The 24,299-nt window shown below is 74.2% G+C and carries 21 protein-coding genes and 1 pseudogene; 12 read left to right on the plus strand and 10 right to left on the minus strand.

Translation table 11 applies throughout. From position 1 onward, the window contains the following. Positions 1 to 48: 48 nt before the first annotated feature. From nadB to C8046_RS20190, 5 genes and pseudogenes are all read right to left on the minus strand, one after another. Positions 49 to 1,716, minus strand: a complete 1,668-nt coding sequence (gene nadB / locus C8046_RS05685) for an L-aspartate oxidase (protein WP_109228614.1) — start codon at positions 1,714 to 1,716, stop codon at positions 49 to 51. Then, on the minus strand, positions 1,713 to 3,137 hold the full coding sequence (nadA, locus tag C8046_RS05690; RefSeq protein ID WP_109228615.1) for a quinolinate synthase NadA: 1,425 nt from the start codon (positions 3,135 to 3,137) through the stop codon (positions 1,713 to 1,715). The genes nadB and nadA overlap by 4 nt, the downstream gene beginning before the upstream one ends. Positions 3,138 to 3,258: 121 nt before the next feature. Then, a pseudogene (locus C8046_RS18340) lies at positions 3,259 to 3,852 on the minus strand (NUDIX hydrolase); the annotation flags it as partial. A 106-nt stretch (positions 3,853 to 3,958) separates the two neighbouring features. Then, positions 3,959 to 5,650, minus strand: coding sequence for a gamma-glutamyltransferase family protein (locus C8046_RS05700; RefSeq protein WP_419183549.1), 1,692 nt, complete (start codon positions 5,648 to 5,650; stop codon positions 3,959 to 3,961). Beyond that, positions 5,623 to 5,802 carry a hypothetical protein gene (locus C8046_RS20190; protein ID WP_419183550.1) on the minus strand — a complete coding sequence of 60 codons (180 nt, stop codon included), beginning with the start codon at positions 5,800 to 5,802 and terminating at the stop codon, positions 5,623 to 5,625. Before C8046_RS20190 ends, C8046_RS05700 begins: the two co-directional genes overlap by 28 nt. Before the next feature lie 116 nt (positions 5,803 to 5,918). Here C8046_RS20190 and C8046_RS05705 point away from each other — a divergent pair, with 116 nt between their 5' ends. Beyond that, complete coding sequence (locus C8046_RS05705) at positions 5,919 to 7,349, plus strand: APC family permease (protein WP_235866142.1); 1,431 nt, start codon at positions 5,919 to 5,921, stop codon at positions 7,347 to 7,349. Positions 7,350 to 7,376: 27 nt separating this feature from the next. On the opposite strand, the gene C8046_RS05710 is transcribed toward C8046_RS05705, so the two are convergent. The 4 genes from C8046_RS05710 to C8046_RS05725 form a co-directional block, all read right to left on the minus strand. Continuing rightward, a complete protein-coding gene (locus C8046_RS05710; protein WP_109228617.1) occupies positions 7,377 to 8,666 on the minus strand; it encodes a multidrug effflux MFS transporter in 1,290 nt (429 codons plus the stop codon). Between the two features lie 234 nt (positions 8,667 to 8,900). Next, positions 8,901 to 9,356: a hypothetical protein gene (locus tag C8046_RS05715; RefSeq protein WP_109228618.1), complete on the minus strand. Its 456-nt coding sequence runs from the start codon at positions 9,354 to 9,356 to the stop codon at positions 8,901 to 8,903. A gap of 82 nt (positions 9,357 to 9,438) precedes the next feature. After that, positions 9,439 to 10,602 carry a pyridoxal phosphate-dependent aminotransferase gene (locus tag C8046_RS05720; protein ID WP_109228619.1) on the minus strand — a complete coding sequence of 388 codons (1,164 nt, stop codon included), beginning with the start codon at positions 10,600 to 10,602 and terminating at the stop codon, positions 9,439 to 9,441. Between the two features lie 62 nt (positions 10,603 to 10,664). Beyond that, on the minus strand, positions 10,665 to 11,048 hold the full coding sequence (locus C8046_RS05725; RefSeq protein ID WP_109228620.1) for a glyoxalase superfamily protein: 384 nt from the start codon (positions 11,046 to 11,048) through the stop codon (positions 10,665 to 10,667). A gap of 88 nt (positions 11,049 to 11,136) precedes the next feature. Between C8046_RS05725 and C8046_RS05730 the strand changes: the two genes are divergently transcribed. Continuing rightward, positions 11,137 to 12,042: a hypothetical protein gene (locus C8046_RS05730; RefSeq protein ID WP_109228621.1), complete on the plus strand. Its 906-nt coding sequence runs from the start codon at positions 11,137 to 11,139 to the stop codon at positions 12,040 to 12,042. 24 nt (positions 12,043 to 12,066) lie between these two features. Continuing rightward, on the plus strand, positions 12,067 to 12,942 hold the full coding sequence (locus C8046_RS05735) for an oxygenase MpaB family protein (protein ID WP_235866144.1): 876 nt from the start codon (positions 12,067 to 12,069) through the stop codon (positions 12,940 to 12,942). Positions 12,943 to 12,981: 39 nt separating this feature from the next. On the opposite strand, the gene C8046_RS05740 is transcribed toward C8046_RS05735, so the two are convergent. Further along, complete coding sequence (locus C8046_RS05740; RefSeq protein WP_109228622.1) at positions 12,982 to 13,200, minus strand: hypothetical protein; 219 nt, start codon at positions 13,198 to 13,200, stop codon at positions 12,982 to 12,984. 287 nt (positions 13,201 to 13,487) lie between these two features. Between C8046_RS05740 and C8046_RS05745 the strand changes: the two genes are divergently transcribed. From C8046_RS05745 to C8046_RS05785, 9 genes are all read left to right on the plus strand, one after another. Further along, positions 13,488 to 14,216 carry an aminoglycoside phosphotransferase family protein gene (locus tag C8046_RS05745; protein WP_235866424.1) on the plus strand — a complete coding sequence of 243 codons (729 nt, stop codon included), beginning with the start codon at positions 13,488 to 13,490 and terminating at the stop codon, positions 14,214 to 14,216. A gap of 89 nt (positions 14,217 to 14,305) precedes the next feature. Further along, the gene (locus tag C8046_RS05750) at positions 14,306 to 15,022 is read left to right on the plus strand and encodes an SDR family oxidoreductase (protein WP_109228623.1); all 717 of its coding nucleotides are present in this window, start codon (positions 14,306 to 14,308) and stop codon (positions 15,020 to 15,022) included. Continuing rightward, a complete protein-coding gene (locus C8046_RS05755; protein WP_109228624.1) occupies positions 15,019 to 16,020 on the plus strand; it encodes an NADP-dependent oxidoreductase in 1,002 nt (333 codons plus the stop codon). The genes C8046_RS05750 and C8046_RS05755 overlap by 4 nt, the downstream gene beginning before the upstream one ends. Before the next feature lie 109 nt (positions 16,021 to 16,129). After that, entirely contained in the window at positions 16,130 to 16,732 is a 603-nt protein-coding gene (locus tag C8046_RS05760) for a TetR/AcrR family transcriptional regulator (RefSeq protein ID WP_109228625.1), read from the plus strand. A 112-nt stretch (positions 16,733 to 16,844) separates the two neighbouring features. Next, positions 16,845 to 18,947 carry an HNH endonuclease signature motif containing protein gene (locus C8046_RS05765; protein ID WP_109228626.1) on the plus strand — a complete coding sequence of 701 codons (2,103 nt, stop codon included), beginning with the start codon at positions 16,845 to 16,847 and terminating at the stop codon, positions 18,945 to 18,947. Between the two features lie 322 nt (positions 18,948 to 19,269). After that, entirely contained in the window at positions 19,270 to 21,027 is a 1,758-nt protein-coding gene (locus tag C8046_RS05770) for an ABC transporter ATP-binding protein (protein WP_109228627.1), read from the plus strand. Positions 21,028 to 21,162: 135 nt separating this feature from the next. Next, positions 21,163 to 22,422, plus strand: coding sequence for a CpaF family protein (locus C8046_RS05775; protein ID WP_109228628.1), 1,260 nt, complete (start codon positions 21,163 to 21,165; stop codon positions 22,420 to 22,422). Further along, entirely contained in the window at positions 22,422 to 23,288 is an 867-nt protein-coding gene (locus C8046_RS05780; protein ID WP_109230774.1) for a type II secretion system F family protein, read from the plus strand. The genes C8046_RS05775 and C8046_RS05780 overlap by 1 nt, the downstream gene beginning before the upstream one ends. Continuing rightward, entirely contained in the window at positions 23,285 to 24,226 is a 942-nt protein-coding gene (locus C8046_RS05785) for a type II secretion system F family protein (protein ID WP_109228629.1), read from the plus strand. The genes C8046_RS05780 and C8046_RS05785 overlap by 4 nt, the downstream gene beginning before the upstream one ends. Positions 24,227 to 24,299 lie beyond the last annotated feature (73 nt).

The raw sequence follows: 24,299 nt of genomic DNA on the forward strand, positions 1-24,299 counted from the left end.
TGGTGTGGCTGGTGTCGCAGGTCTCGATGAAGCCGCGCGCGGCCCGGCTCAGACGAGCGAGGAACCGAGCCCGGCGGAGCGGCGCGACGGCGCGAGCAGCACCTGGTGACGCTTTTCGCCCGGGGCGTCCGCGGCGGCGTCGCGGCGCGTGTGGGCGCCGAGCGACCCCGTGCGGGCCGCGGCGGCGGCCACGAGGGCGCGAGCCGCGAGCAGCATGTTGGCGTCCTCGATGTCGCGGGCCGAGAGGCCGAGCATCGCGTCCGGCAGGAGCGACGGCGTCGCGAACCCGGCCAGCACGCTCGCCGCGCGGGCGAGCCCCTCGCCGTCGCGCGTGAGTCCGGCGTGCTCCCACAGCAGCTCCTGGAGCTGTCCGCGGTCCCAGTCGGCGGCACCGGGCGCGTCGTCGAGCTCGACGGCGGCGGGCAGCGACCAGGCGCCGTCGGACGGCGCGGCCGCGCGCGGCTCCTCGCCCAGCGCGGCGGCGACCCGACGCGCGAAGACGGCGGCCTCGAGCAGCGAGTTCGACGCGAGACGGTTGGCGCCGTGGACCCCCGTGCAGGCGACCTCGCCGACCGCCCACAGCCCGGGGACGGAGGTCCGACCCGCGAGGTCCGTGCGCACGCCGCCCATCCAGTAGTGCGCGGCCGGCGTCACCGGGACGGGCTCGGTCGTGATGTCCAGCCCGCGCTCGGCGCAGGCCGCCACGATGGTCGGGAAGCGCTGCGCGACGGCGGCGGCCCCCAGCCGGGTGGCGTCCAGCCGGACGGGCGAGCCCTGGCGGGCCTCCTGCTCGGCGATGGCCCGCGCCACGACGTCGCGCGGGGCGAGCTCGGCGGCCGGGTGGACGTCGACCATGAAGCGGCGACCGGCGTCGTCGATCAGCACCGCACCCTCGCCGCGGACGGCCTCGGAGACGAGGAAGGGGTGCTCCCCCGCCAGCACGGTGGGGTGGAACTGCACCATCTCGAGGTCGGCGACCTCGGCGCCGGCGCGCAGCGCGATCGCGACGCCGTCGGCGGTCGCTACCAGCGGGTTGGTGGTGGCCCTGTAGAGCTGGCCGGCGCCACCCGTGGCGAGCACGACGGCGTCGGCATCGAGGTGCTCGACGTCGCCCTGCGGCGTGCACACCAGGAGGCCGACGACGGCGGGCGGGCCGCTCGCGTCGGCCGCGCCGGGCAGCGCGTCGTCGTCGGACAGGTCGGACAGGTCGGAGAAGGCGTGGGCGTCGTGGCCGGGCGCGTCCTCGTCCCCCTCCCGCACGACGTCGATCGCGTGCGTGTGCTCGCGGATCTCGATGCGGCGCCCGAGGGCGGCGACGACGAGCGCCCGGACGATCTCGGCCCCGGTGGCGTCACCGCCCGCGCGGAGCACGCGGGGGTAGCTGTGGGCGGCCTCGAGGGCGCGGCAGAGCACGCCGCCCTCGCGGTCGAAGGTGACACCGAGCTCGAGGAGAGCGTCGATCGCCGTCGGCCCGTCGGCGGCGAGCGCCATCGCGGCGGCGGGGTCGGACAGCCCGGCCCCGGCGCGACGCGTGTCGCTGACGTGCGCGACGACCGTGTCCGGCTGGGGGCCGACGACGGCGACGCCGCCCTGGGCCCAGGCGGTGTTCGAGTCCGCGAGCGCACCCTTGGTCACCAGGGTGACCTCGTGCTGCTCGCTCGCCTCGACGGCGGTGAGGAGACCGGCGAGACCCGATCCGACGACGACGATCTTCATCGGGCACCTCCGGTGCTGACGGTGAGGGCGGGGGCAGGAGCGGCGGGCGCCGAGGCCGCCGCCGGTGCGGCGGGCGCCGCCGGTGCGGGCGTGCCGCCGAGCGGCTGCGGAGCCGCGGCGAGCATGCGCGTCAGGGCGACGCGGGCGTGCGTGGCGACGTCGGGATCCACCTGGATCTCGTTGCGCCACTCCCCCTCGACCAGGCCCTCGAGGGTCCAGGCGAGGTAGCCGGGATGGATGCGGTACATGGTCGAGCAGGGGCAGATCACCGGGTCGAGGCAGAAGATCGTCTTGTCCGGGTGCTGCGCCGCGAGGCGGTTGACCATGTTGACCTCGGTGCCGATCGCGATGGTCGACCCCGGGGCGGCCTCCGCGACGAACCGGCGGATCAGCTCGGTGGAGCCGGCCGCGTCCGCGGCGTCGACCACCGGCATCGGGCACTCCGGGTGCACGACGACCTGGACGCCCGGGTGCTGCTCGCGGGCGGCGTCGATCTGCGCCGTCGTGAACCGCTTGTGGACCGAGCAGAAGCCGTGCCACAGGATGACGCGCGCGTCGTCGAGCTCGGCCGAGGTGTTGCCACCGAGGTCCTTCCGCGGGTTCCACATCGGCATCTGCTCCAGCGGGACGCCCATCGCCTTGGCGGTGTTGCGGCCGAGGTGCTGGTCGGGGAAGAACAGCACGCGCTCGCCGCGCTCGAACGCCCACTCCAGGACGGTCCGGGCGTTGGAGGACGTGCAGACGATGCCGCCGTGGCGCCCGCAGAACGCCTTCAGCGCGGCGGAGGAGTTCATGTACGTGACGGGGATGACGGGCAGCTTCACGCCGGGGTTGCGCTCGAACCAGCCCTCGTCGATCTCCTGGCTCGCGTCGAAGCCGTAGACCTCCGCGAGCTCCTCCCACGCCGCCTCGACGGACTCGGAGTCGGCCATGTCGGCCATCGAGCAGCCGGCCGCGAGGTTGGGCAGGATCACGTGCTGCTCGTCGCGGGCGAGGATGTCGGCCGTCTCGGCCATGAAGTGCACGCCGCAGAACACGATCGCCTCGGCGTCGGGCCGGGTCAGGGCCGCGTTGGCGAGCTGGAAGGAGTCGCCCACGAAGTCGGCGTAGGCGACGATCTCGTCGCGCTGGTAGTAGTGCCCGAGGATGACGATGCGGTCCCCCAGCGTCTCGCGTGCCGCGACGATCCTCGCGTGCAGCTCCTCGTCCGACATCTTCTGGTAGGCCAGCGGCAGCTGCCCCGGACGCATCGTGGCGTTCGTGGTGTCGACCGGGATGGGGTCGGCGACGGACGCACCGGGACCGTAGGTCGGCAGCGCGTCGAAGGCCCACGTGGGCTCGGCGAGATCCGTGTCGCAGGTGCTCGCGGCGGTGGTGCCGGAGATGGTGGTGACGGCGATGAGTTCGGCGACGGAGGTCATGACGCGCTCCTCGGGGGTGGGGTGGGGCTGGTGGCGACGCTCTCGGCGCGGTAGCGGTACAGGCGCGGGGGCGGTGACTGGTGCCGACGACCTTGCGGCCGGTCGGCTCGACGTCGCCGGAGGCGAGCGTCTGACGGCGGAAGTTGGCCGGGTCGATCTCCTTGCCCGTGACCGCCTCGACCACCTCCCGCAGCTCGGTGAGGGTGAACTCGGGGGGCAGGAAGGCGTGGGCGATCGGCGAGTAGGCGATCTTCGCGCGCAGCCGGGCGAGGGCGTAGTCGATGACCTGGGCGTGGTCGAAGGCCAGCGCCGGCAGCGCCTGCGCGGGGAACCACTCCACGTTCTCGGCGCGCTCGGCGCGAGCGTCCTCCTCGGCGCGCACGAGCGCCCAGTAGACGATCGAGACGACGCGGTCCGTGCTCGGGTGCGCGGAGTCGCGCGAGCGGTCGAGGCCGCCGAACGCGTACAGCTGCTCGAGGTAGGCGGGGTCGAGGCCGGTGGTGGAGCTGAGCGTGTTGCGGGCCGCCTGCTCCAGGCCGCAGCCCTCGCCGAGCGGACCGCCGGGGAGGGCCCAGAGGCCCTCGTACGGCTCGCGGATGCGGCGCACGAGCGGGAGCCAGAGGGCCAGCCCCGCGGGCTGGGCGGTGGCTGCGCCGACGGCGGGAGCGGGGCGCAGCGCGAGGATCACGCTGGAGACGGCGAGCTGCAGGCTCATCGCACTCCCCCTTCAGGTCCGACTGACTCTAACTCCGACGGGACGAGCGTACGTCGGACTTAAGGTCACCGCAACCCAAACCGCCGGGAGGGCCTGGTGTCCTCGCTCAGCGCCCGACGGCGTACCCCTGGTTCCCGCGGGCGTTGGCCGCCGCCTCCAGCAGACCGTCCGCGCGCCGCCCCGCCGCGCTGATCCGTCCGAGCGTCCACGGTCCGACCTCGGTGACCTCGTGCCCCCGCGCCCGCAGGTCGCCCAGCACCCGCTCCCCCAGCCGGGACTCCGCGACGACCCCGAGCGGCTCGGCCCCCCGCGGCGAGAACGAGCTCGGCCCGTGGGTGCTGTGCCAGGTCGGGGCGTCGATGGCCGTCTGCAGCGACGAGCCGTGCAGCAGGTGCCGCACGAGGAACGGCACCGTCCACTGGTCCTGCTGGTCGCCGCCCGGGGTGCCGAACGCCGTCACGCGCCCGTGGCCGTCCCGCAGGAGACCCGGGCTGAGGGTCGTGCGCGGCCGACGCCCCGGGCGCAGCGACGCGGGGTGGCCCTCCTCCAACCAGAACATCTGACCGCGGGTCGGCAGCGAGAACCCGAGCCCCGGCACGACGGGCGAGCTCTGCAGCCAGCCGCCGGACGGTGTCGCCGAGACGACGTTGCCCCACCGGTCGACGACGTCGAGGTGGCACGTGTCACCGCGCGCCACCGTGGGCTCGCCCTCGCCCGGCCGGACCTCGCCCAGTCCGGTCGGCCACGCGCCGTCGACGCCGGCGCGCATCGCCTCGACGACGTGCCGCGGCAGCCGGGGCTCGACGCCCCGCGGTCGGCCCGGGAGCAGGTCCGCGAGCGCCCGCTCCCCGAGCAGCGCGGCGCGCTCCCGGGTGTAGGCCACCTCCAGCAGGTCGGCGACGGCGACGCGCTCCCCGCCGTCGCGCGCACCGCCGTCGTGATCGAGCGAGTCCCCGTAGAAGGCCTCCCGGTCCGCCATCGCCAGCTTGCTCGCCTCGATCGCGAGGTGCACCCAGCGGGGGTCGTCTGCGTCGATCCCCGCCACCCCGGCCGCCTCGAGCAGCGCGAGCTGCTGCAGCAGCACCGGCCCCTGGCTCCACAGCCCGGGCTTGACCACCTCGACGCCCCCGAACACCAGCGTCGCGGGTGCCTCCTCGCTCGCGCGCCAGGCCGCGAGGTCGGCGCCCGTGAGGAAGGAGCGGTGCGCCCCGTCGGCGACGCCGTCCCACTGGGGCGTCGCGGCGAAGGCGTCCACGGCGTCGGCCACGAACCCCTCGTAGAACGCGGCCCGGGCCGCCTCGGCCTGCGACGCCGCGTCACCCCCGGCCGCGGCGCCGGCCCGCGCGAGGACCTCGAGCGTGTCGGCGAGGTCGGGGTTGCGCAGCAGCGACCCGGGCGACGGCGCGGCACCACCCGCGAGGTAGACCGCGGCCGAGCTCGTCCAGTGCTCGCGGAACACGTGCGCGACGGCGTCGATCGTGGACGTCACGCGGGGCAGCGTGGGGTGCCCGTGCCGGGCGTAGGTGACGGCGTAGCTCGCCAGCTCGGTCAGCGGCCGGGTGCCGTAGCGGCCGAGCAGGTGCATCCAGGCGCCGAAGGTGCCGGGCACGACGGCGGCGAGGTGGCCGGTGCCGGGGATCGCGTCGACACCGAGGTCGCGGTAGGCGTCGACGGTCGCCGCGGCCGGCGCCACCCCCTGCCCGCACACGACCCGCGTGGCCCCGGTCGCCGCCTCGTGGACGATGACCGGCATGTCGCCGCCGAGCCCGTTCAGGTGGGGTTCGACGACGTGGAGCACGAGGCCGGCAGCGATCGCGGCGTCGAACGCGTTGCCCCCGCCTCGAGCACCGCCATCCCCGAGGCCGAGGCGAGCCAGTGCGTCGAGGCGACCATGCCGTGCGTGCCGAGCAGGTCGGGGCGGGTGGTGAAGGCGTCGGCGGTGGGAGGCATGGTGTCCATCCTCGCCGCGAACGCGTCGGTCTCGCGAGCCCCGTCGCGACGACCCTCGCAGCGACCGTCGCGTCGACCCGCCGGCACGCGACCCTTGCCATCGACCCCGGGGCGTAGTGGGGTGGCCCGATGACCGACTCCCCGCGGGCTCCGCCACGTCGTCGAGCGCCTCGGCGTCGAACGCCTCCGTCGACGAGAGCGGCTCGACCTCGCCCGGCGGCCTGAAGAAGGTCATCACCGGGCCGCTGCTGTTCGCGTTCATCGTGGGCGACACCCTCGGGGCGGGCATCTACACGCTCGTCGGCACGATGGCCACGGACGTCGGCGGCGTCATCTGGCTGCCGCTGCTCATCGCGCTCGTCGTCGCGCTGCTGACGGCCGGAACGTATGCGGAGCTCATCACGAAGTACCCGCACGCGGGCGGCGCCGCCCGCTACGCCGAGCGGGCGTTCGGCAAGCCCTACGTCGCCTTCCTGGTCGGCTTCCTCATGCTGTCCTCGGGAATCACGACGGCGGCCGCGCTCGCCAACGCGTTCTCGGGCGACTACTTCACCGCGCTCGTCGACGTGAACCCGCAGCTCGTCGCCATCGTGTTCATCGTGATCCTCACGGCGGTCAACCTCCGCGGCGTGCGCGAGTCGCTGACCGCGAACCTCGTCGCCTCCGTGATCGAGGTGAGCGGTCTGGTCATCGTCATCACGGTCGCCTCGATCTTCTTCTTCGGCGGCGGGGGCGACGCCGGGCGGCTGACCCAGTTCGCCGAGGGCGTCCCCCCGGTGCAGGGTGCGTTCGCCGCGTCGGTCGTCGCGTTCTTCTCGTTCCTGGGGTTCGAGGCGGCGGCCAACATGGCCGAGGAGGTGCGCCGGCCGGCGAAGGTCTACCCCCGTGCACTCTTCGGCGCGCTGATCACGGCCGCGGTCGTCTACCTCGGCATCGCCGTCGCCGCCGCGATCGTGCTGCCTCCGGAGGAGCTCGCGAGCTCGAGCGGGCCGCTGCTGGACGTCGTCAACGCAACCGGGGTCGGCGTCCCGCCGTGGCTGTTCAGCATGATCGCGCTGGTGGCGATCGCCAACGGCGCGCTGCTGTTCATGGTGATGGCGAGCCGCGTCGGGTTCGGGCTCGCTGAGGCCGGCCTGCTCCCGCGGGCGTTCGGCCGCGTGCTGCCGAACCGTCGCACCCCGTGGGTGTCGATCCTCGTGGTCGCGGGGGCCACGATCGCGCTGTCGTTCGTCGGGGACATCTCCACGCTGGCGGAGACGACCGTGCTGCTCCTGCTGCTGGTCTTCATCTCCGCGAACGTCAGCGTGCTCGTGCTGAAGAAGGACGAGGTCGACCACGACCACTTCACGATCCCGCGCGTGGTCCCCGTGCTGGCGATCATCACGAGCATCGTGCTGCTGTTCCAGCAGAGCGGCGCTGTGTGGCTCGGCGCGCTGGGCTACGTCGTCGTGGGCTCGCTGCTGTTCCTCGCGGCCCGGATCGCCCGGAACCGCGAGCAGCGCTCCGCGACGGCCGACAGCTCGACCGGCCCCCGCGAGGACGTCTGACCGACCGGCCCCGCGACGGGCGAGGAGTCAGTCGCGCCCGGCCTCGAACCCACCGCGGCGGAACGCGCCCGTCCCGAAGGTCACGACGGCGAGCGCCACCGTCAGCGAGAACAGCATCACGGCGGCCATCGAGATCGCGGTCCCGCCGAACACCCCGACGAACGGGCTGATCGCGGCCGGCAGGAGCGCGCCGAGCGCACCGCAGACGGCGGCGGCGGCCCCCGCGCGCTCACCGTGGCGGCCGAGCGCGATCGCCGTCGCGTTCGGCGGCACGAAGTTCTGCAGGGAGACGGCGAGCGCGAGCGGGACGAGGAAGCCGAACAGGCCGCCGACCCCGAGCAGGGCGATGACGAGCAGCACGACGACGATCGAGATCTGCACCGGCAGCGCGACCCGGATGATCCGGATCGGCGAGTACCTGTGCACCAGGTGGGCGTTGATCTGCGCCATCCCGACCATGAGCACGCCTGCGGCGGCGAAGAACATCGAGAACTGCGCGCCGGTGAGGCCGAACTGGCCCTGCAGCACGAACGGCGAGCCCGACACGTAGGCCATCAGGGCCCCGCTGACGAGCCCGGGCAGCATCGCGAACGCGAGGAAGCGCTTGTCGGCGAGCAGGACGCGGTAGTTGCGCATCGCCGTCGCGAGCCCACCGACGGCCCGGCGCTCGACCGGGTGCGACTCCGGCAGGAACTTCCACACGGCGAGCATCACGAGCAGGCCGCAGGCGGCGAGCACGGCGAACACCGCGCGCCAGCCCCAGTGGTGGGCGATGAACTCCCCGACGGTGGGCGCGAACAGCGGCGCCACGCCGATCACGAGCATGAGGCGCGACAGGGTGGCCGCGGCGACGGGGCCGTTGTAGCGGTCGCGGATGAAGGCCTGCGCGCACACGCCGAGCGCCGCGGCGCCGACGCCCTGCATGAGGCGGAGTCCGAGGAACACGACGATCCCGGAGCCGAGCAGGACCGCGAGGCACGCGACGATGTGGACGGCCGCGCCGATGATGACGGGCCTGCGCCGTCCGACGCGGTCGGACCACGGCCCGATCACGAGCTGGCCGAACGCCGCGCCGAACATCATGAACGAGATGGTCAGCTGCGCCGTCGCCTCGCCCACCTGCATCTCCTCCGCCACCTGGGGCAGCGAGGGCAGGTACATGTCGACGGTGATGGCGAAGACGGCGGACATCGCCCCGAGGAGGCCGACGAGGGCGGCGCGGGGACGGGGGGCGCGGGCGGTCGAGACGGCGCCGGTGGCGTTGCCGGGGACCACGTCGACGACGGGGAGCTGGGGGCGGATGGGCGCTTGGGTCATGTGCGGGCTCGGTTTCGTACGCGGTGCGGGTGCCGGATCGCCGGACCGGCGCGTGCTCGCTGCCGACGGCGACTCCATCATGCGCCCGTGGACGACCGTTTGTCGAATCGTTTCGAGTCCCGGAATTGCAACGGTCACCGACGTCTCAAGCCTGGGTCAAACGACCGCCATCGCGGCGGCCAGGACGTCCCGTACGGGGGTGCGCACGGACCCGCGAGCCGCTCGCGACGCTCCCTACCTGGCGGTGCCGACCGCGTAGGCGGTGATGTGGTCGCCCTCGGGCACCGACACGGAGAGCTGGATGGTGGCGTCCCTCGGCTTGCCGAGCATCTGGATCGAGACCGGGGTGCCGTTGCACTGCATCTCCTTGGCGGTGGAGCTCTGCCCGTCGATGATCACGCTGACGGCGCCGAGCCCCGTCCCGTCCCCGCTCAGGCAGGCGGCGTCGACGTGGAATCGCGACTGCGCCGGAAGCAGCTCGGCCTGCCCCTGGGCGACCTCGCCCCCCTGGATCATCACGCGGGTGACCTCCAGGTCCTGCGGTCCGGGGATCTCGACGGGCGTGGTTTCCACGGCGGTCGGCTCGGTGCTCGACGACGGGTCCGGCTCGCCGCCGTCGCTGGTGCACGCCGCCAGGGGCAGCACGAGGAGCAGCCCGAGGGCGAGGGCGGGACGACGGGGAAGACGCACGGCAGGACCTCCGAGGACGAACGAGTGGCTGCCCCACTACTACCACGCGCGCCTGGAACCGCCCGGTCCCCCGGCGCCGACCTCAGTCCTGCGGCCACCCCGCGAGCGCCGCGATCCCCGCCTCGATCGTGGCGCGGGACGCCGCGACGCAGATGCGCACCCAGCCCTCGCCGCTGGCCCCGAACGCCGTCCCGGGCGCGACGGCGACCGCCCGCTCGCGCAGCAGCCGCTGGGCCCAGGCGGCGACGTCGCCGCCGCTGCGCGAGCGCACGTCGATCCACAGGTAGAACGTCCCCTGCGGCTCGAGGTAGCCGATCCCGGCCTCGTCCAGCAGCGCGCACGCGAGGGCGAGGTTGGCGGCGTAGTGCGCCCGCGCCGTCGCGACGCCGTCCTGCGGACCGGTGATCGCGGCCAGCGCCGCGCGCTGGTCGGGGGGCGCGACACAGCTGATCATCGCCTCCTGGAGCGCGTTGATCGGCTCGCTCCAGCCCGACGGCGTGACGAGGTAGCCGACCCGCGCGCCGGTGAGGGCGTACGTCTTGGAGACGGAGTGCACGCTGAGCACGCGACCCTCCGCGCCGGGCAGCGACGCGATCGGCACGTGCGGCGCGCCGAAGGCGAGCTCGCTGTAGACCTCGTCGCTGATGATCCAGAGGTCGCGCTCGACCGCGAGGTCCACCACCCGCTGCAGCACCTCGTGCCCCAGCACGGTGCCGAGCGGGTTGGACGGCGAGTTGACGACGATCGCCCGGGTGCGGGGCGTGACGGCGGCGGCGAGGTCGGCGACCTGCGGCACGAACGCGTGCTCCGGCCGGAGCGGGTAGGGCACGGGGACGGCCGACTGCGCCAGCGGCGCCATGGTGAAGGTGGTGTAGCCCGGATCGGGCACGAGGATCTCGTCACCGGGGTCGAGGAGCAGCGTCATGGCGAGGTAGAGCGCCTGCGTCCCGCCGAGCGTCACCCACACCTGGTCACGCTCGACGGCGTGCCCCCGCTGCGCGGCGAGGCGGACGGCGACGGCGTCGCGCAGCTGCGTGAGGCCCGCGTTCGGTGCGTAGCGCACCTCCCCCGCGGCCCAGGCCGCCCTCGCGGCCTCGACGACGTGCGGCTCGGGCGCGAGGTCGGGCTCCCCCACGACGAGCGAGTGGATCGGCACACCGCGCTCGGCGAGCTCGAGCGCGACGTTGAACACGGCACGGGTGCCGGACGGCGGGACGGCGGCGATGTGGGGCGCGAGCTCGGGCACGTCGTGAGCCTAGGACGCGGACACCGCGGTGTGGTCCGCCGGCCTCAGCCGGTGGGCCGGCCTCAGCCGGTCGGCTGGCAGAACCGCAGCCCGTTCCCGAACGGGTCGATGAGGTCCATCGTCGGACCGCCCGGCGCGTCGGGGTCGATGCCGGGCCGGAGCGACGGGTGGCCGCGGTGGTGCAGCTCGGCGTGGAGCGCGTGCACGTCGGAGACGGGGAACCACACCGACGATCCCGGGGTGCTGTCGCCGTGGTGCTCGCTCAGGTCCAGCAGCGCGCTGTCGCGCCGGACGCGACGGTAGAGCGGCAGCCCCGGCTCGAACCGGTGCTCGAAGACGACCTCGAACCGCAGGTAGTCGAGGTAGAACGCCCGGGTGAGGGCGTCGTCGAAGACGCGGAGCACCGGGATCGGGGCACCGATGGTGGCGGGCGGGGGCGTGACCATCCCCCGATCGTGGCCCAGGTCGGACGCCCGGTCCAGGGACGGAGGGCGTTCTCATCTGCGTCTCATCCGCGCCACCTAGCGTGGCGACGTGACCGACGACGCCCCGTCCCTCGCCCGCGACGCACCCGGCTCGACCGACGCGCCCGACGCGTCCGACGCGTCCGACGCGACCGGGGCGCCCGATCCGGAGGAGCGGACGGAGGTCACCGACCCCGGGCACCGGCCGCTGCCGCTCGTCCGGATCGCCACGGTCCTGTCGGCGATCGGCGTCGTCATCGTCGTGATCGCGCTCGTCACGCTCACGGCCCACCAGCGCACCGAGGGCCGGCTCTCGCAGGACCTCCACACGGTGTTCTGGTACTTCGACGTCGGGCGCGAGCACAACGTCGCCACCTGGTACGCGACGGGTCTCTGGCTGCTCGTCGCCGCGGTGGCCGTCGCGATCGCCCTGTCGCGCCCACCGCGACGCCGGTCGTGGTGGGTGGTCGCCACGGTCGCGACGGTGGCCTCGGTGGACGAGGCCCTCGAGCTCCACGAACGGCTCGACGGGCCCGCTCAGCGCGTCGCCGCCCTGCTGCCGTTCGACCTCTGGTTCACGTGGGTGCTGATCGGACTCCCGATCGCGCTCGTCGTCGGAGCCGTCCTGCTCCGCACGATCCTCGCGCTGCCGATCGCGAGCCGCATCGGCATCCTCGTGGCCGGGACTCTCTTCGTTCTCGGGGCCGTCGGCGTCGAGACGCTCAACGGCCGGACGCTCGCGCGGGCCGACGGCGTCGTCACGAACACCTACCTCTACGCGACCATGGTCGAGGAGGTCGTCGAGATGACCGCGGTGAGCCTCGCCCTCGCCTCGCTCCTGGCCCTCGCCCAGCACAGCCGCGCGACAGGGACGCTCCGCCTCGACCCCCGGGTGTCGGGCCGCGGCGGTGCGCCGTCGGCCGCCCGTCGGCGACCCCCGTCCGGGACGAGGACGCAGCCGGCTGACCGGTCCTGACCGCTCGCGTGTTCTGATGGTGACGTGGGTATCACCGCACCGCTGGACCGAGCACGCGAATCGATCGGCCACGCCCTGTTCACACGGGTCGCGGGCGAGAACGGGTACGCCGCCCGGAGCCGGATCCACGACACCCCCGGGCCGCGGTGGTTCGAGCCCGACAGCCCCATCCAGCGCGTCCACGGCGACGCCTCGATGTTCGTCGGCGGCCTGCGAGCCCTGCTGCTGCAGTCCCTGCACCCGCTCGCGATGGCCGGCGTCGCCGGCCACTCCGGCTACCGCGGCGACCCGTGGGGCCGGCTCGAGCGGACCTCGACCTTCCTGGCGGTGACGACCTTCGGCACCTCCGAGGACGCCCAGGCCATGATCGACAGGATCCGCGCCGTCCACGAGCGCGTCCGCGGCAAGGCGCCCGACGGCCGCTCCTACCGCGCCTCGGACCCCCACCTGCTGACGTGGGTCCACATCGCCGAGATCGACTCGTTCCTGCGGGCCCACCAGCGTCACGGCGCCCGGCCCCTCACCGAGGCCGAGTCCGACACCTACGTCGCTCAGACCTCGCGGGTGGCTCGGGCGCTCGGCGCCGAGCACGTCCCGACGTCGACGGCGGAGCTCGTCACCGCGCTGGCGTCCTACCGCTCGGAGCTGGCCGCGTCCGAGGCTGCGCGCGACACCGCGCACTTCCTGCTGCGCGAGCCCCCGCTCCCCGTGGCCTCGCGCCAGGGCTACCGCCTGGTGGCCGCCGGCGCGATCGGGCTGCTGCCCGCCTGGACGAGGAGCGAGCTCGAGGTCGGTGGACCGCGGGGCGACGGTCTGCGGAGGGTGAGCGGCGCCGTCGCGACCCGCACCATCCGCTGGGGCCTGGCCTCCGTCGGCAGCCGGGGCCGCCGCCAGCCGTGAGACCGGCGACGGCGCCCTGACCGTCGGTTCGGGGTCGGTTCAGCCGGGCTCGACCTGCCCGCCCTCGTCCTCCTGACGCTGGACGACCGGGTCCTCGCCCCGCGCGGCGGGGTCGCCGAGCTGGTCGCCGGGCACGCCGCTCGGCTCGGAGTTCTCACCCTGGCCCGGGCCCTCGCTCTGCCGCTGGCTGAGGCCCTGCGGCTCGACGTCGGTCTCGCGGCGGTCGATCTCGCCGGGCTCGTAGGTCGGTTCGCTCATGGTGAGGCTCCTTCGTCGGTCGTTGTCCTTCACTGACTCCCCATCGTGTGTCGACGCCGGACGAAAGGGCAACGATCGCGTGCGGTGTCGGCCGCGCCCGGTGAATCCAGGTGCCGCCCGGCCGCGACCACGGGAGGATCGCGGGATGATCCCGATCGACGCCGCCCTGGTCGCCCGTCTCATCGCGGAGCAGCACCCCCGGTGGCGCGACCTCCCCGTCCGCCCGGTCGCGCGGCAGGGCTGGGAACAACCGCACGTTCCGCCTGGGCGAGGAGCTCACCGTCCGGCTGCCGAGCGCGCAGGGGTACGTCGCCGGCGTCGCGAAGGAGGAGCGCGTGCTGCCGCTGCTCGCCGGGCGTCTCCCGGTGGCCGTGCCCGAGACGGTCGCGGTGGGTGAACCCGGCGCGGGCTACCCGTTCCCGTGGTCGGTCCGGCGCTGGCTCGACGGCGAGACGGTGGACGGCGCAGGTCCGCTCGACACCACGCGGCTCGCCCGTGACCTCGGCGCCACCCTTCGGACGCTGCGCTCGCTCCCGACGGCGGACGGGCTGCTCGCCGGAGCGCACTCCTTCTTCCGCGGGTGCCACCCGAGCGTCTACGGCGACGAGGTGGAGCGGGCTCTCGTGCAGCTGGGCGACGCCGTCGACCAGGCCCGGGCACAGGAGGTCTGGCGACGGGCGACGGCGACGGCCTGGCCCCACGAGGCGGTGTGGTTCCACGGCGACGTCGCCGTGGGCAACCTGCTCGTGCGAGACGGCGCGCTGTCGGCCCTCATCGACCTCGGCACGTGCGGGGTGGGCGACCCGGCGTGCGACCTCGTGATGGCCTGGACGTTCTTCGACGACGAGGATCGTGCGACCTTCCGCGACGCCGCCGACGTCGACGAGGCCACCTGGGAGCGAGGGCGCGGCTGGGCCCTGTGGAAGTCGCTCGTCACGCTCACCGGCGACTCCTCCCCCGACGTCGACGGCGTGCAGGCGCGGGCGCTCGGGGCGGTGCTCGCCGACCCGCTCTGACCCACGGGAATATTACTGAGCGCACTCAGTTGTGATTGAGGTCAGACAGTCGCGCGGGCTCGCCCGCCCCTTCCCCCAAGGAGTCCCTCATGACCTCACTCGACGGAGCAGTCGTCCTCGTCACCGGCGCGAACGGTGGCATCGGCACCGAGTTCGTCCACCAGGCGCTCGCCCGCGGGGCGGCGAAGGTCTACGCCACCGCCCGCACCCCGCGCTCGTGGGACGACCCGCGCATCGTGCCCCTCGCGCTCGACGTCACCGACCCCGAGTCGATCCGGTCCGCCGTCGCGGCCGCGCCCGACGTCACCGTCCTGATCAACAACGCGGGGGCCTCCGTGGCCTCGGCGGGCATCCTCACCCACACCGACGAGGAGATCCGCCGGAACGTCGAGGTCAACTTCCTCGGGCCGCTGTTCGTGGCGCGGGCGTTCGCCCCGGTGCTGCGGGAGGCGAGCGACGCCGCGCTGATCGACATCCACTCGGCCATGGCCTGGTACGCCGTCGGCGGCATCTACAGCGCCACCAAGGCGGCCCTGTGGTCGGCCACCAACTCGCTGCGCCTCGAGCTCGCCCCGGCGGGCGTCCAGGTCGTCGGCGTCCACGTCGGCTGGGTCGACACGGCGATGGCCGCGCACGCCGACGGCCCGAAGACCGACCCGGCCGACCTCGTCGCCGTCGTGCTGGACGCGCTCCAGGCCGGCGAGCACGAGGTCCTGGCGGACGAGATCTCCCGCAACCTCAAGGCCTCGCTGAGCGCACCGCTCGAGGCTGTGTACCCGGAGCTGGCACGGGGTGAGCAGGCGTGAAGGGCTGGCTGATCGACCGGTACGGCACCGCGCCCCGTCTGGCCGAGGTTCCCGAGCCGACGCTCGGCGCGCACGACGTCCTGGTCGAGGTCCGAGCGGCGGGTGTGAACCAGCTCGACGTGAAGATCGCGGCCGGCGAGTTCAAGCAGCTGCTGCCGTACGACCTTCCCCTCGTCCTCGGGCACGACGTCGCGGGGGTGGTCGTCGCCGTCGGCGCCGACGCTCGACGGTTCGCGATCGGGGAGACCGTGTTCGCGCGGCCCAGGGACGGCCGCATCGGCACCTTCGCGGAGCGCATCGCGGTGCACGAGGACGACGTCGCGACGGCGCCCCCGTCGATCGGGGTCGACGTGGCGGCCGGCCTCCCGCTCGTGGGCCTCACGGCGTGGCAGGCGCTCGTCGAGCGCGGTGCCGTGACCCCGGGCCAGAAGGTGCTGATCCACGGTGGCGCCGGTGGCGTCGGGCAGGTCGCGATCCAGCTCGCGAAGCACCTCGGGGCGAGGGTCGCGACCACCGTCTCCGCCAAGGACGCCGACCTCGTGCGCGAGCTGGGCGCCGACGTCGTGATCGACTACCGCACCGAACGCTTCGAGGAGCTGCTGAGCGACTACGGCCTCGCGCTGGACAGCCTCGGCGGCGAGAACCTCGACAGGACGCTGCGGGTCCTGCGGCCCGGCGGCCTGGCGATCGGGATCTCCGGCCCGCCGACGCCGGCGTTCGCCCGGTCAGCCGGACTGAACCCCGTGCTGCGCGGCGCGATCACCCTGCTCAGCCGGAAGGTCAGGCGACGGGCCACGGCCCTCGGCGTGCGCTACGAGTTCCTCTTCATGCACGCCTCCGGCGCCCAGCTCGAGCGGGTCGCCGCACTGGTCACCGACGGCACCCTGCGGCCGCCGTCCGTGACGCCGTTCGCGTTCGACGAGGCGACGGACGCCCTGACCGCGCTCGCCTCGGGCGCGGTGCGGGGCAAGGCCGTGCTGGTCCGCCCGGAGGTGTGACGGCTGGTCCGCGGGGCGCGTGGCGCGCGTGGCGCGCGTCGCGGACTCCCCGTCACCGTGGGGCCAAGGAGAATGGCCATCAGCCTCGACACCCCCGGAAGGACGCTGGATGACAACGGGAGCACGACCGCTCGGCCGCCGCGAGCGGAACAAGCAGGCCAAGCTCGACCGCATCACCGAGGCGGCGGCAGCGCTCTTCGCCCGGCACGGCGTCGACGACGTCACGACCCAGCAGATCGCCGACGCCGCCGACATCGGTGCGGGCACGCTCTTCCTCTACATCAGGAACAAGGGCGAGCTGCTCCTCCTGGTGCAGAACGCCCACTACGCCGAGGCGCTGGCGGAGGGCGAGCGCGCCGCCACGGCGGTGGAGGGCACGCTGGACGCGATCGTGGCGCTGCTGCGTCCCGTCGTGGCGTGCAACCGCGCCCAGGTGGACAACGGGCGCACGTACCTGCGCGAGATGGTCTTCGGCGATCCGGCCGAGCCGCAGCACGCCCGGGCCCTGAGCATCGTCGCCCAGACGCAGGAGGCGGTCGCCGGCCTCCTCGCCCGGACCTCGTCGGTCGGCGCCACCGAGGCCGCGGCGCTGGCGCAGGTCGTCTCGGCCGTGATGTTCGTCGAGATGGCGAGCAGCCCGGAGCCCGACGTCGACGTCGTCACCGACCGCGTCCGTCGTCAGATCGGGGTCGTGCTGGGGCTGCGGGGGTAGGGCTGGACCGCTGTCGTCGCGACGGCGGCCGGCGCCATCCACAGCCGAAAACTCGTATCCACAGATTGCGCCATACCTCTTCCTCTCGACTCCGCAGGCGTAAACTGGACGCATGTTCGACGACGGGTCTGGAGCGACACCCACGGTGACCCCGTGGGGGCTGGGGCTTGCGCCCGGCTCCGGCGCCTCCGACCCCGAGAGCATCCGTGTCCGCCTCGGCCTCCACCGCCCCGAGGACGGCGGACCGCCGACCCAGGTGCTCGAGCGCCTGCCGCAGCTGTCCGACTTCGCTCACCTCATGGCGCTCGACCCCGGCGAGCTGCTGGAGACGGCCGCGGCCTTCGCTGCCGTCGCGGGCTGGGCCGAGGCCGGACTGCGCGCGACCGCCGCCCGCCTCCACATCCGCCACGGCGTCATCGACGCCGACCGTCTCGCCCCCCAGCCGCCCGGGACGCCCGTTCGGGTCGAGAGAGGCGGCCCGGCCGCGGACGAGCTCGCCATGCGTCTCGGCGTCAGTCGCCAACGAGCCGCGCGACTGGTGGGGGAAGGGCGCCTGCTGGAAGGCATCCTCCACCCCGTCGGGACCGCACTGGCGTCCGGCGCCATCGACGCGGGCAAGGCCGCCATCTTCGCCGACCTGCTCGGGGCGCAGGAGCCTGCCGTCTGCTTCGCGGTCACGGAACAGGTCCTGCCCGACGCTCCCGGGCTGCCTCACCACGCGCTCAAGAAGCGGATCCAGGCCGTTCTGATCCAGACCGACCCCACCACCGCCCACCGCCGGGCCGTCCTCGCCGCCACCCGGCGCCGCGTCGAGCACCCCCGCCTCCTACCCGACGGCCAGGCCTCCCTGCGCGTCATCGCCCCCGCCCTGGACATCGCCGCCATCTACACCGCCACCGAAGGGGCCGCCAAGGCCGCCCGCGCCGCCGGCGACCCCCGCCTCCTGGACCAGCTGCGCGCCGACGCCCTCACCACCCTCGCCACCACCGCCCTCACCGCCGGCTCGCTCACGGCCGGCCCCAGCTGCGCCCAGCTCCTGACCGGCACCACCACCGAGACGTCCCCCCGCGACGGCGCTCCCGTCGGCACCGGCGACGGCGACGGCGCTCCTCCCCTCGACGGCGCCGAGCCCGACCCGCGGGCCTTCTTCGCCGATCTGATCGAGGACGAGGTCCGCGGAGAGAAGGCTCGCGAGCGCGAACCGAGCCCGCTCGCTCAGGTCCGTCGCACGCTGGACGCGACGATCGCCGAGCTCGGTGCCCGCGCCAGACGACGCCTCGGCTACGACCACCAGGCGATCGACCAGGGTCCGCCCTCGATCGCCAGCAGCCTCCTGACCATGGACCCTCCACGCCCTCAGCCCACCGACGTCGGCCGGCCCAACGAGGTCAGGGAGGCCGAGTCGTTCCGCCCGTTCATGCCCTTCTCCGGCACCAGCGCGACGCTGACGCTCGCCCTGGCCCCTGCCCACCTGACCGAGCCCGAACCCGACCACATCGACCCCGTCGACCCGTGGGAGCACGACCTCGCGCTCACCACCGACGGCGAGTCCGCACGGCGCTTCGAGACCTACGAGGCCCCCGAGCGCTGCCGGCCCGGGGTCGACGTCCCCGAGCTCCTCGGCCATGCACCCCTGGACCCCACCACCGCTCGCAAGCTCGCCATCGACCCACCCCGCTGGCTCACGGTCACGACGGCCCTGGCCGACACCCTCGAGCAGGCCGATCGCGAGCGCGACCTGCAGCGGGCCCGCCCCGTTCACGACGACACCAGCAGCCCCGACAACCCGGACGACCCCGGCGGACCGTCGCCCGTCCCGCGCTCCGGCGAGGAGACCGGGAAGTACTGGCCCGCAGGGTTCGACCCCGCACCGCAGCTCGCCACGCCCGGCTACCGCCCCGGCGCCGAGCTCGGCCGGCTCGTGAGGGCGCTCCACCCCACCTGCATCGCCCCGGCGTGCACCGTGGCCTCGTCAGCGTGCGACAACGACCACGCCGTCGAGTGGCCGGCCGGTCCTACTGACGCGCCGAACCTCCGACCGCTGTGCCGCCACCACCACAAGCTCAAGACCCACCACGGCCACCGCTACCGCATCACTCCCGACGGCTCCACCATCTGGACCACCCCGACCGGGCACCGCTACCACCGACCGCCCGCGGGCTCATCGCGGCTCATCGCCACCCCGCGACGTCGCGGCCCGCAGGAGGCGGCCTGATCTGGTTGTCCGCCCCTGCACCGCCGTCGTGGTCTCAGCCGATCGACCTCGGAGCCAGCCACCACACGTCCTGGACCGTGACCTCGTTCGCCGTCGCGGCTACTCGGAGTACAACGTCGCCCACGTCGATCCTCACCCCCTCCCGATCGAGGGCGACCGACCCACGGTGGCGCGGGACATCTCGTCGAGCGCGAGCAGCACCTCGTCGTCGTCCTGACGGAGCCCGTCCCACCGGGGCAGCACGGCCAGGGTCGCGTCGACCGCGCCCGGAGCCCGATCAATGGCGGTGACGCCGAAGCCGGTCCACCCCTAGCCTCGGACGATGCGCGCAGCGGCGGCAGGAGTGGCGTTCATCGTCAGGCGGATCTGGCGTGTCTCGCCGTTGCGGGTTCTCTCCTCCGTCACCGTCACCCTGCTGCTGGCGTTCGTCCCTGCGCTCCAGGTCTACGCCCTCGCCCAGCTCGTCGAGCGGCTCGACGGCGACGCCGGCTTCGCGGACGTCGCCCCGCCGCTGCTCCTCGTCGTGGCGGTCATCGGCCTCGGCGGGCCGGTCCGCTCGGTGGCCACCACGCTGCGGACCGAGGCGGAGCACGGCGTCGCGGCCGCCCTCACGGGTGACGTGATGCACCGCGCCGCCCACACCTCGCCGAGCGATCTCGCACGCCCCGAGACGACCGCCGAGCTCCAGAAGCAGCAGGAGATCGCGACCGAGGCGAGCCGGTCGCTGTTCGGCGGTCTGGTCAGCGGGGCGGAGGGCGTGATCTCGACAGCGGCGATCGTCGTCGCCGTGGCGACGTTCTCCCGGCTCGCCGGCCTGCTCACCGTCCTCGCCCTGATCCCGGCCCTGGTGGCGGGGCGCCTGCTCGCGCGCGTCTGGTCGCGCTACTGGGACGCGGCGGGCCCACCCTTCGGGCGCGTGCGCTACCTCGGCAACCTGCTGGTGCGGCAGCGCTCCGCGGTCGAGCTCGCCACGCTCGGCGCCGGTCCGAGCGTGGCCGACGACGCCGCGCAGCGGTGGGACGAGATCCGGGCGCTGCGGGTCGCCCTGTCGCGGCGGGAGCTGCGCTCGGACTGGCTGGTCGGCGCCGTGACCACCGTCTTCGTGCTCGGCGCGCTGGCAGCGCTGCTCACGGACACCGGCTACTCGCCCGTCGCCGTCGCAGGGATCACCGGCATCACGGCCGGCGCGGCCGCCGTCGGCATGGCGGGGGTGCACCTGGGGCGCCTGCTGAGCACCGGCCCGCAGGCCGCGCAGCTGCGTGACTTCCTCGCCTCCGCCACCCCCGCCGCGGACACCGGGCGGGCGGCCCCGACCCAGATCGACCACCTCCGAGTCTCCGGCCTCACGCACACCTACCCCGGCCGCGACTCCCCCGCCGTCACGGGCGTGTCCGTCGAGGCCCGTCGGGGCGAGGTGATCGCCCTGGTCGGCGCGAACGGCGCGGGGAAGACGACGGCGCTGCGCGGTCTGCTCGGCCTGCTCGAGGTCGACCGGGGGACGGTGACGCTCGACGGCGTGGCACCGACCGACGTCGGGACGTCGGCGTGGTTGCAACGGTTCGGCACCCTGGTGCAGGAGTTCGAGCGCTACGAGTTCTCCATCCGACGCAACCTTCTCCTCGGCGCGGAGGGACGCACCGTCGCGGACGAGGAGCTCTGGAGCGCCCTGGAGCTGGCGGGACTGGCGGCGTTCGTACGCGGCCTGCCCGACGGCCTCGACGCGATGCTGGGTGAGCAGTGGGGTGGGACGGCGCTGTCGGGCGGTCAGTGGCAGCGCCTCAGCCTCGCGCGCGTGGCCGTCCGGAACGCCCCGGTGTGGGTCCTCGACGAGGCGACCGCCGCCGTCGACGCCGAGAGCGAGGAGGCGATCCTCGGACGACTGGTCGCCGACCGGGCGCGCCGGATCACGATTCTCGTGTCGCACCGGGCCTGGACGCTGCGCGACGTCGACCGCATCTACGTCCTCGACGACGGCGTCGTCCTCGAGCAGGGCAGGTTCGAGGACCTGCTGGCCAGGGGTGGCCACTTCGCCCGGCTCTTCCGCCACCAGCTGGGCGAGCACGGTCTCGAGGGGAGCTGACGGGGTCTCGAACGACGCCGATTCGCGCCGCGTCCGCCTCACGACCGCCGCAGGCGGCGAGTTGTCCACAACGGCGAAAGGATGACTAGCCACGCCATATGACGTCGCCCTAGGTTGCTTGCCAGGGGGGTGGCCATGGCCGTCGGAACAGCTCAGCTCGAGGCCGAGGTGCGAGAGCTCGTACGTCGTCGCGGCATCGACCCGGCGCGCGACACGACCGCGTTCCGCGGCCTCGTGGCCGACGCCGTCATCGACTACGAGGAGCGGGTGCTGCGCGGCACCGCTCCGGCCCTGCCCGACTCCTCCACCGCCGCCAAGACCGTCCTCGACGCCGTCGCGGGCCTCGGCCCCCTGCAGGTCTTCCTGGACGACCCGACCGTCGAGGAGCTCTGGATCAACGCCCCCGGGCGCGTCTTCGTCGCGAGGAACGGCGTTCCCGAGCTCACCACGGTCCTGCTGACCACCGACGAGGTCCGCGACCTCACCGAGCGCATGCTGCGCCCGAGCGGGCGTCGGCTCGACCTGAGCACCCCGTTCGTCGACGCGACGCTCACGACCGGCGAGCGCGTCCACGTCGTCATCCCCGACGTGACCCGCAGCCACATCGCCGTCAACGTCCGCAAGTACACCGCCCGCGCCCAGCACCTCGACGACCTCGTCGCCCTGGGGACCCTCCCCGAGCGCGCCGCCGCCTTCCTGGACGCCGTGGTCGCCGTCGGGCTCAACGTGGTCGTCAGCGGGGCGACCCAGGCCGGGAAGACCACGATGCTCGGCGCCCTGTGCGGCTCGATCCCCAGCTCGCAGCGACTCATCACGTGCGAGGAGGTGTTCGAGCTCCAGCCGGGGGTCCGCGACCACGTCGGCATGCAGTGCCGCCAGCCGAACCTCGAGGGCACGGGCGAGATCACCCTGCGTCGGCTCGTGAAGGAGGCGCTGCGGATGCGTCCCGACCGCCTCGTCATCGGCGAGGTCCGCGAGGCGGAGTCCCTCGACCTGCTCATCGCCCTGAACGCGGGCCTGCCGGGGATGGGAACCGTGCACGCCAACAGCGCCCGCGAGGCCGTCCACAAGCTCTGCATCCTCCCGCTGCTCGCCGGGTCGAACGTGTCCAGCACGTTCGTCGTGCCGACCGTGGCCTCGGCCATCGACATCGTCGTCCACATGGAGCTGGACCGGTCCGGACGACGGAGCGTGCGGGAGATCCTCGCCGTCACCGGGCGGGCCGAGGGTGGCGTCGTGGAGACGTCCGACCTGTTCCACCGGTCGGCCACCGACCCGCTCGGGCACCTGACCCGGGGTAACGGCTACCCCAGCGGCGAGGAGCGGTTCGAGCGCGCGGGCCACGACCTCGCGGCTCTCCTCGGCGACCGGTCCGACGACGGGTGGGCAGCCTGATGGGCGCGACGATCGGGCTGCTCCTCGGCGTCGGGCTCCTGCTGATGTGGTCGGCGACCTGGCGCGACTCGCTCGTGTTCACCACCCCGGTTCGGGTACGGACGGCGTGGGACGACCTGGCCGCCCGGGCCGGGATGCACACGGTGACCCTGCCGGCGTTCGTCGGCGTCAGCCTGGCCCTCGCCCTGGTGGTCGGGGTCGTCGCCCTCGGGACCGGCAGCGCCCTCAGCGTGGCGGTCGCCTTCGCCGTCATCGTCGCCGTCCTCCCCCTCGTCTACGTGCGGTCGCGGGCGAGGCGTCGCCGGATCGAGCTGGGTCAGCTCTGGCCCGACGTCGTGGACGACCTCACCTCGGCGGTCCGCGCCGGGCTCACCCTCCCCGAGGCCATGGTCGCGATGGCCGAGCGCGGTCCGGAGGAGCTGCGCGCCGACATGGCCGTCTTCGCCGCCGAGTACCGCGCCTCCGGCCGGTTCCTCGACGCCCTCACCGTGTGGCAGGAGCGTCTGGCCGACCCCGTCGCCGACCGGCTCGCCGCCACCCTCCGCGTCGCCACCGAGGTCGGCGGGACCGATCTCGGCCGGATGCTGCGCACGCTGTCGGAGTTCCTGCGGACCGACCAGCGCACGCGCGGGGAGCTCGAGGCCCGCCAGTCGTGGACCGTCAACGGCGCGCGGCTCGCCGTCGCCGCGCCCTGGCTCGTGCTCGCGCTGATGAGCGGTCGGGGGATGTCGGCGTCGGCGTTCGACACCCCCGCCGGTATCGGGCTGCTGGCGGGCGGGGCCGTCGTCTCGGCGCTCGCGTACGCGGTGATGCTCCGGATCGGCCGGCTGCCCGAGGACCCACGCGTCCTGCGGAGCCGGCCGTGAACGCCGTCGGAGCCCTCGTCGGGGCGGGGGTCGCGAGCGGCGCGCTGCTCGTGGTCAGCTCCTGGCGCGCGGCCCGACCCACGCTCGCCGAGCGGGTGGCGCCCTACGTGGGCAGCCGCTCGGCGACCTCATCGTTGCTGGCCGCGCCGGTCGCGCCCCGCACCCTCCGCACCGGTCCCGGCCTCGCCAGGGCGCTGGCCCCGCCCGTCGTGACCGACCTGTCACGTCTCCTCGAGCACCTCGGCAGCTCGACCGTCAGCATCCGCACCCGGCTCGCGATGCTCCCGGACCGCGGCGGCGTGGACGGCTTCCGCGTCGAGCAGGTGCTGTGGGCCGCGATCGGACTCCTGGCGGGCCTCGTGATCGCGGTCCCGCTCGCCGCGACCCGTGGCCTGCAGCCGCTGCCGGTGGCCGCGCTCGTGCTGCTGGGCGCCGTCGGTGGCGCCCTGGCCCGGGACTGGGCGCTCTCGCGCCAGGTGCAGGCCCGCGAGCGCCGGATCGTCGCCGAGTTCCCCACCGTGGCGGAGCTGCTCGCGCTCGCCGTCGGGGCCGGGGAGTCACCGGTGGCCGCCCTGGACCGCGTCGCCCGGACCGTCGACGGCGCCCTCGCCGCCGAGCTCGACCGCACCCTGGCCGACGTCCGCGCCGGCGCGACCGTCGCGCAGGCCCTCACGTCGCTCGGCACCCGCAGCAACCTCGCCGCCGTGTCCCGCTTCGCCGACGGCGTCGCGATCGCGATCGAGCGCGGCAGCCCCCTGGCGGACGTGCTGCGCGCCCAGGCGGCCGACGCCCGCGACGCGGCCAAGCGCGAGCTCATGGAGTCCGGCGGCCGGCGGGAGATCGCGATGCTCGCCCCGGTGGTCTTCCTCCTGCTGCCGCTGACCGTCGCGTTCGCCCTCTTCCCCGGCATCGCCGCGCTGAACCTCACCACCCCCTGATCACCCACCCCCTGACCGACGACCCCTGACCGACGACCTCCTGACCGCCCACCCCCTCCACCCTCCCGAGAGG

Origin of the sequence: Serinibacter arcticus (genome assembly GCF_003121705.1) — a bacterium.
In the GTDB taxonomy this organism is placed as follows: domain Bacteria; phylum Actinomycetota; class Actinomycetes; order Actinomycetales; family Beutenbergiaceae; genus Litorihabitans.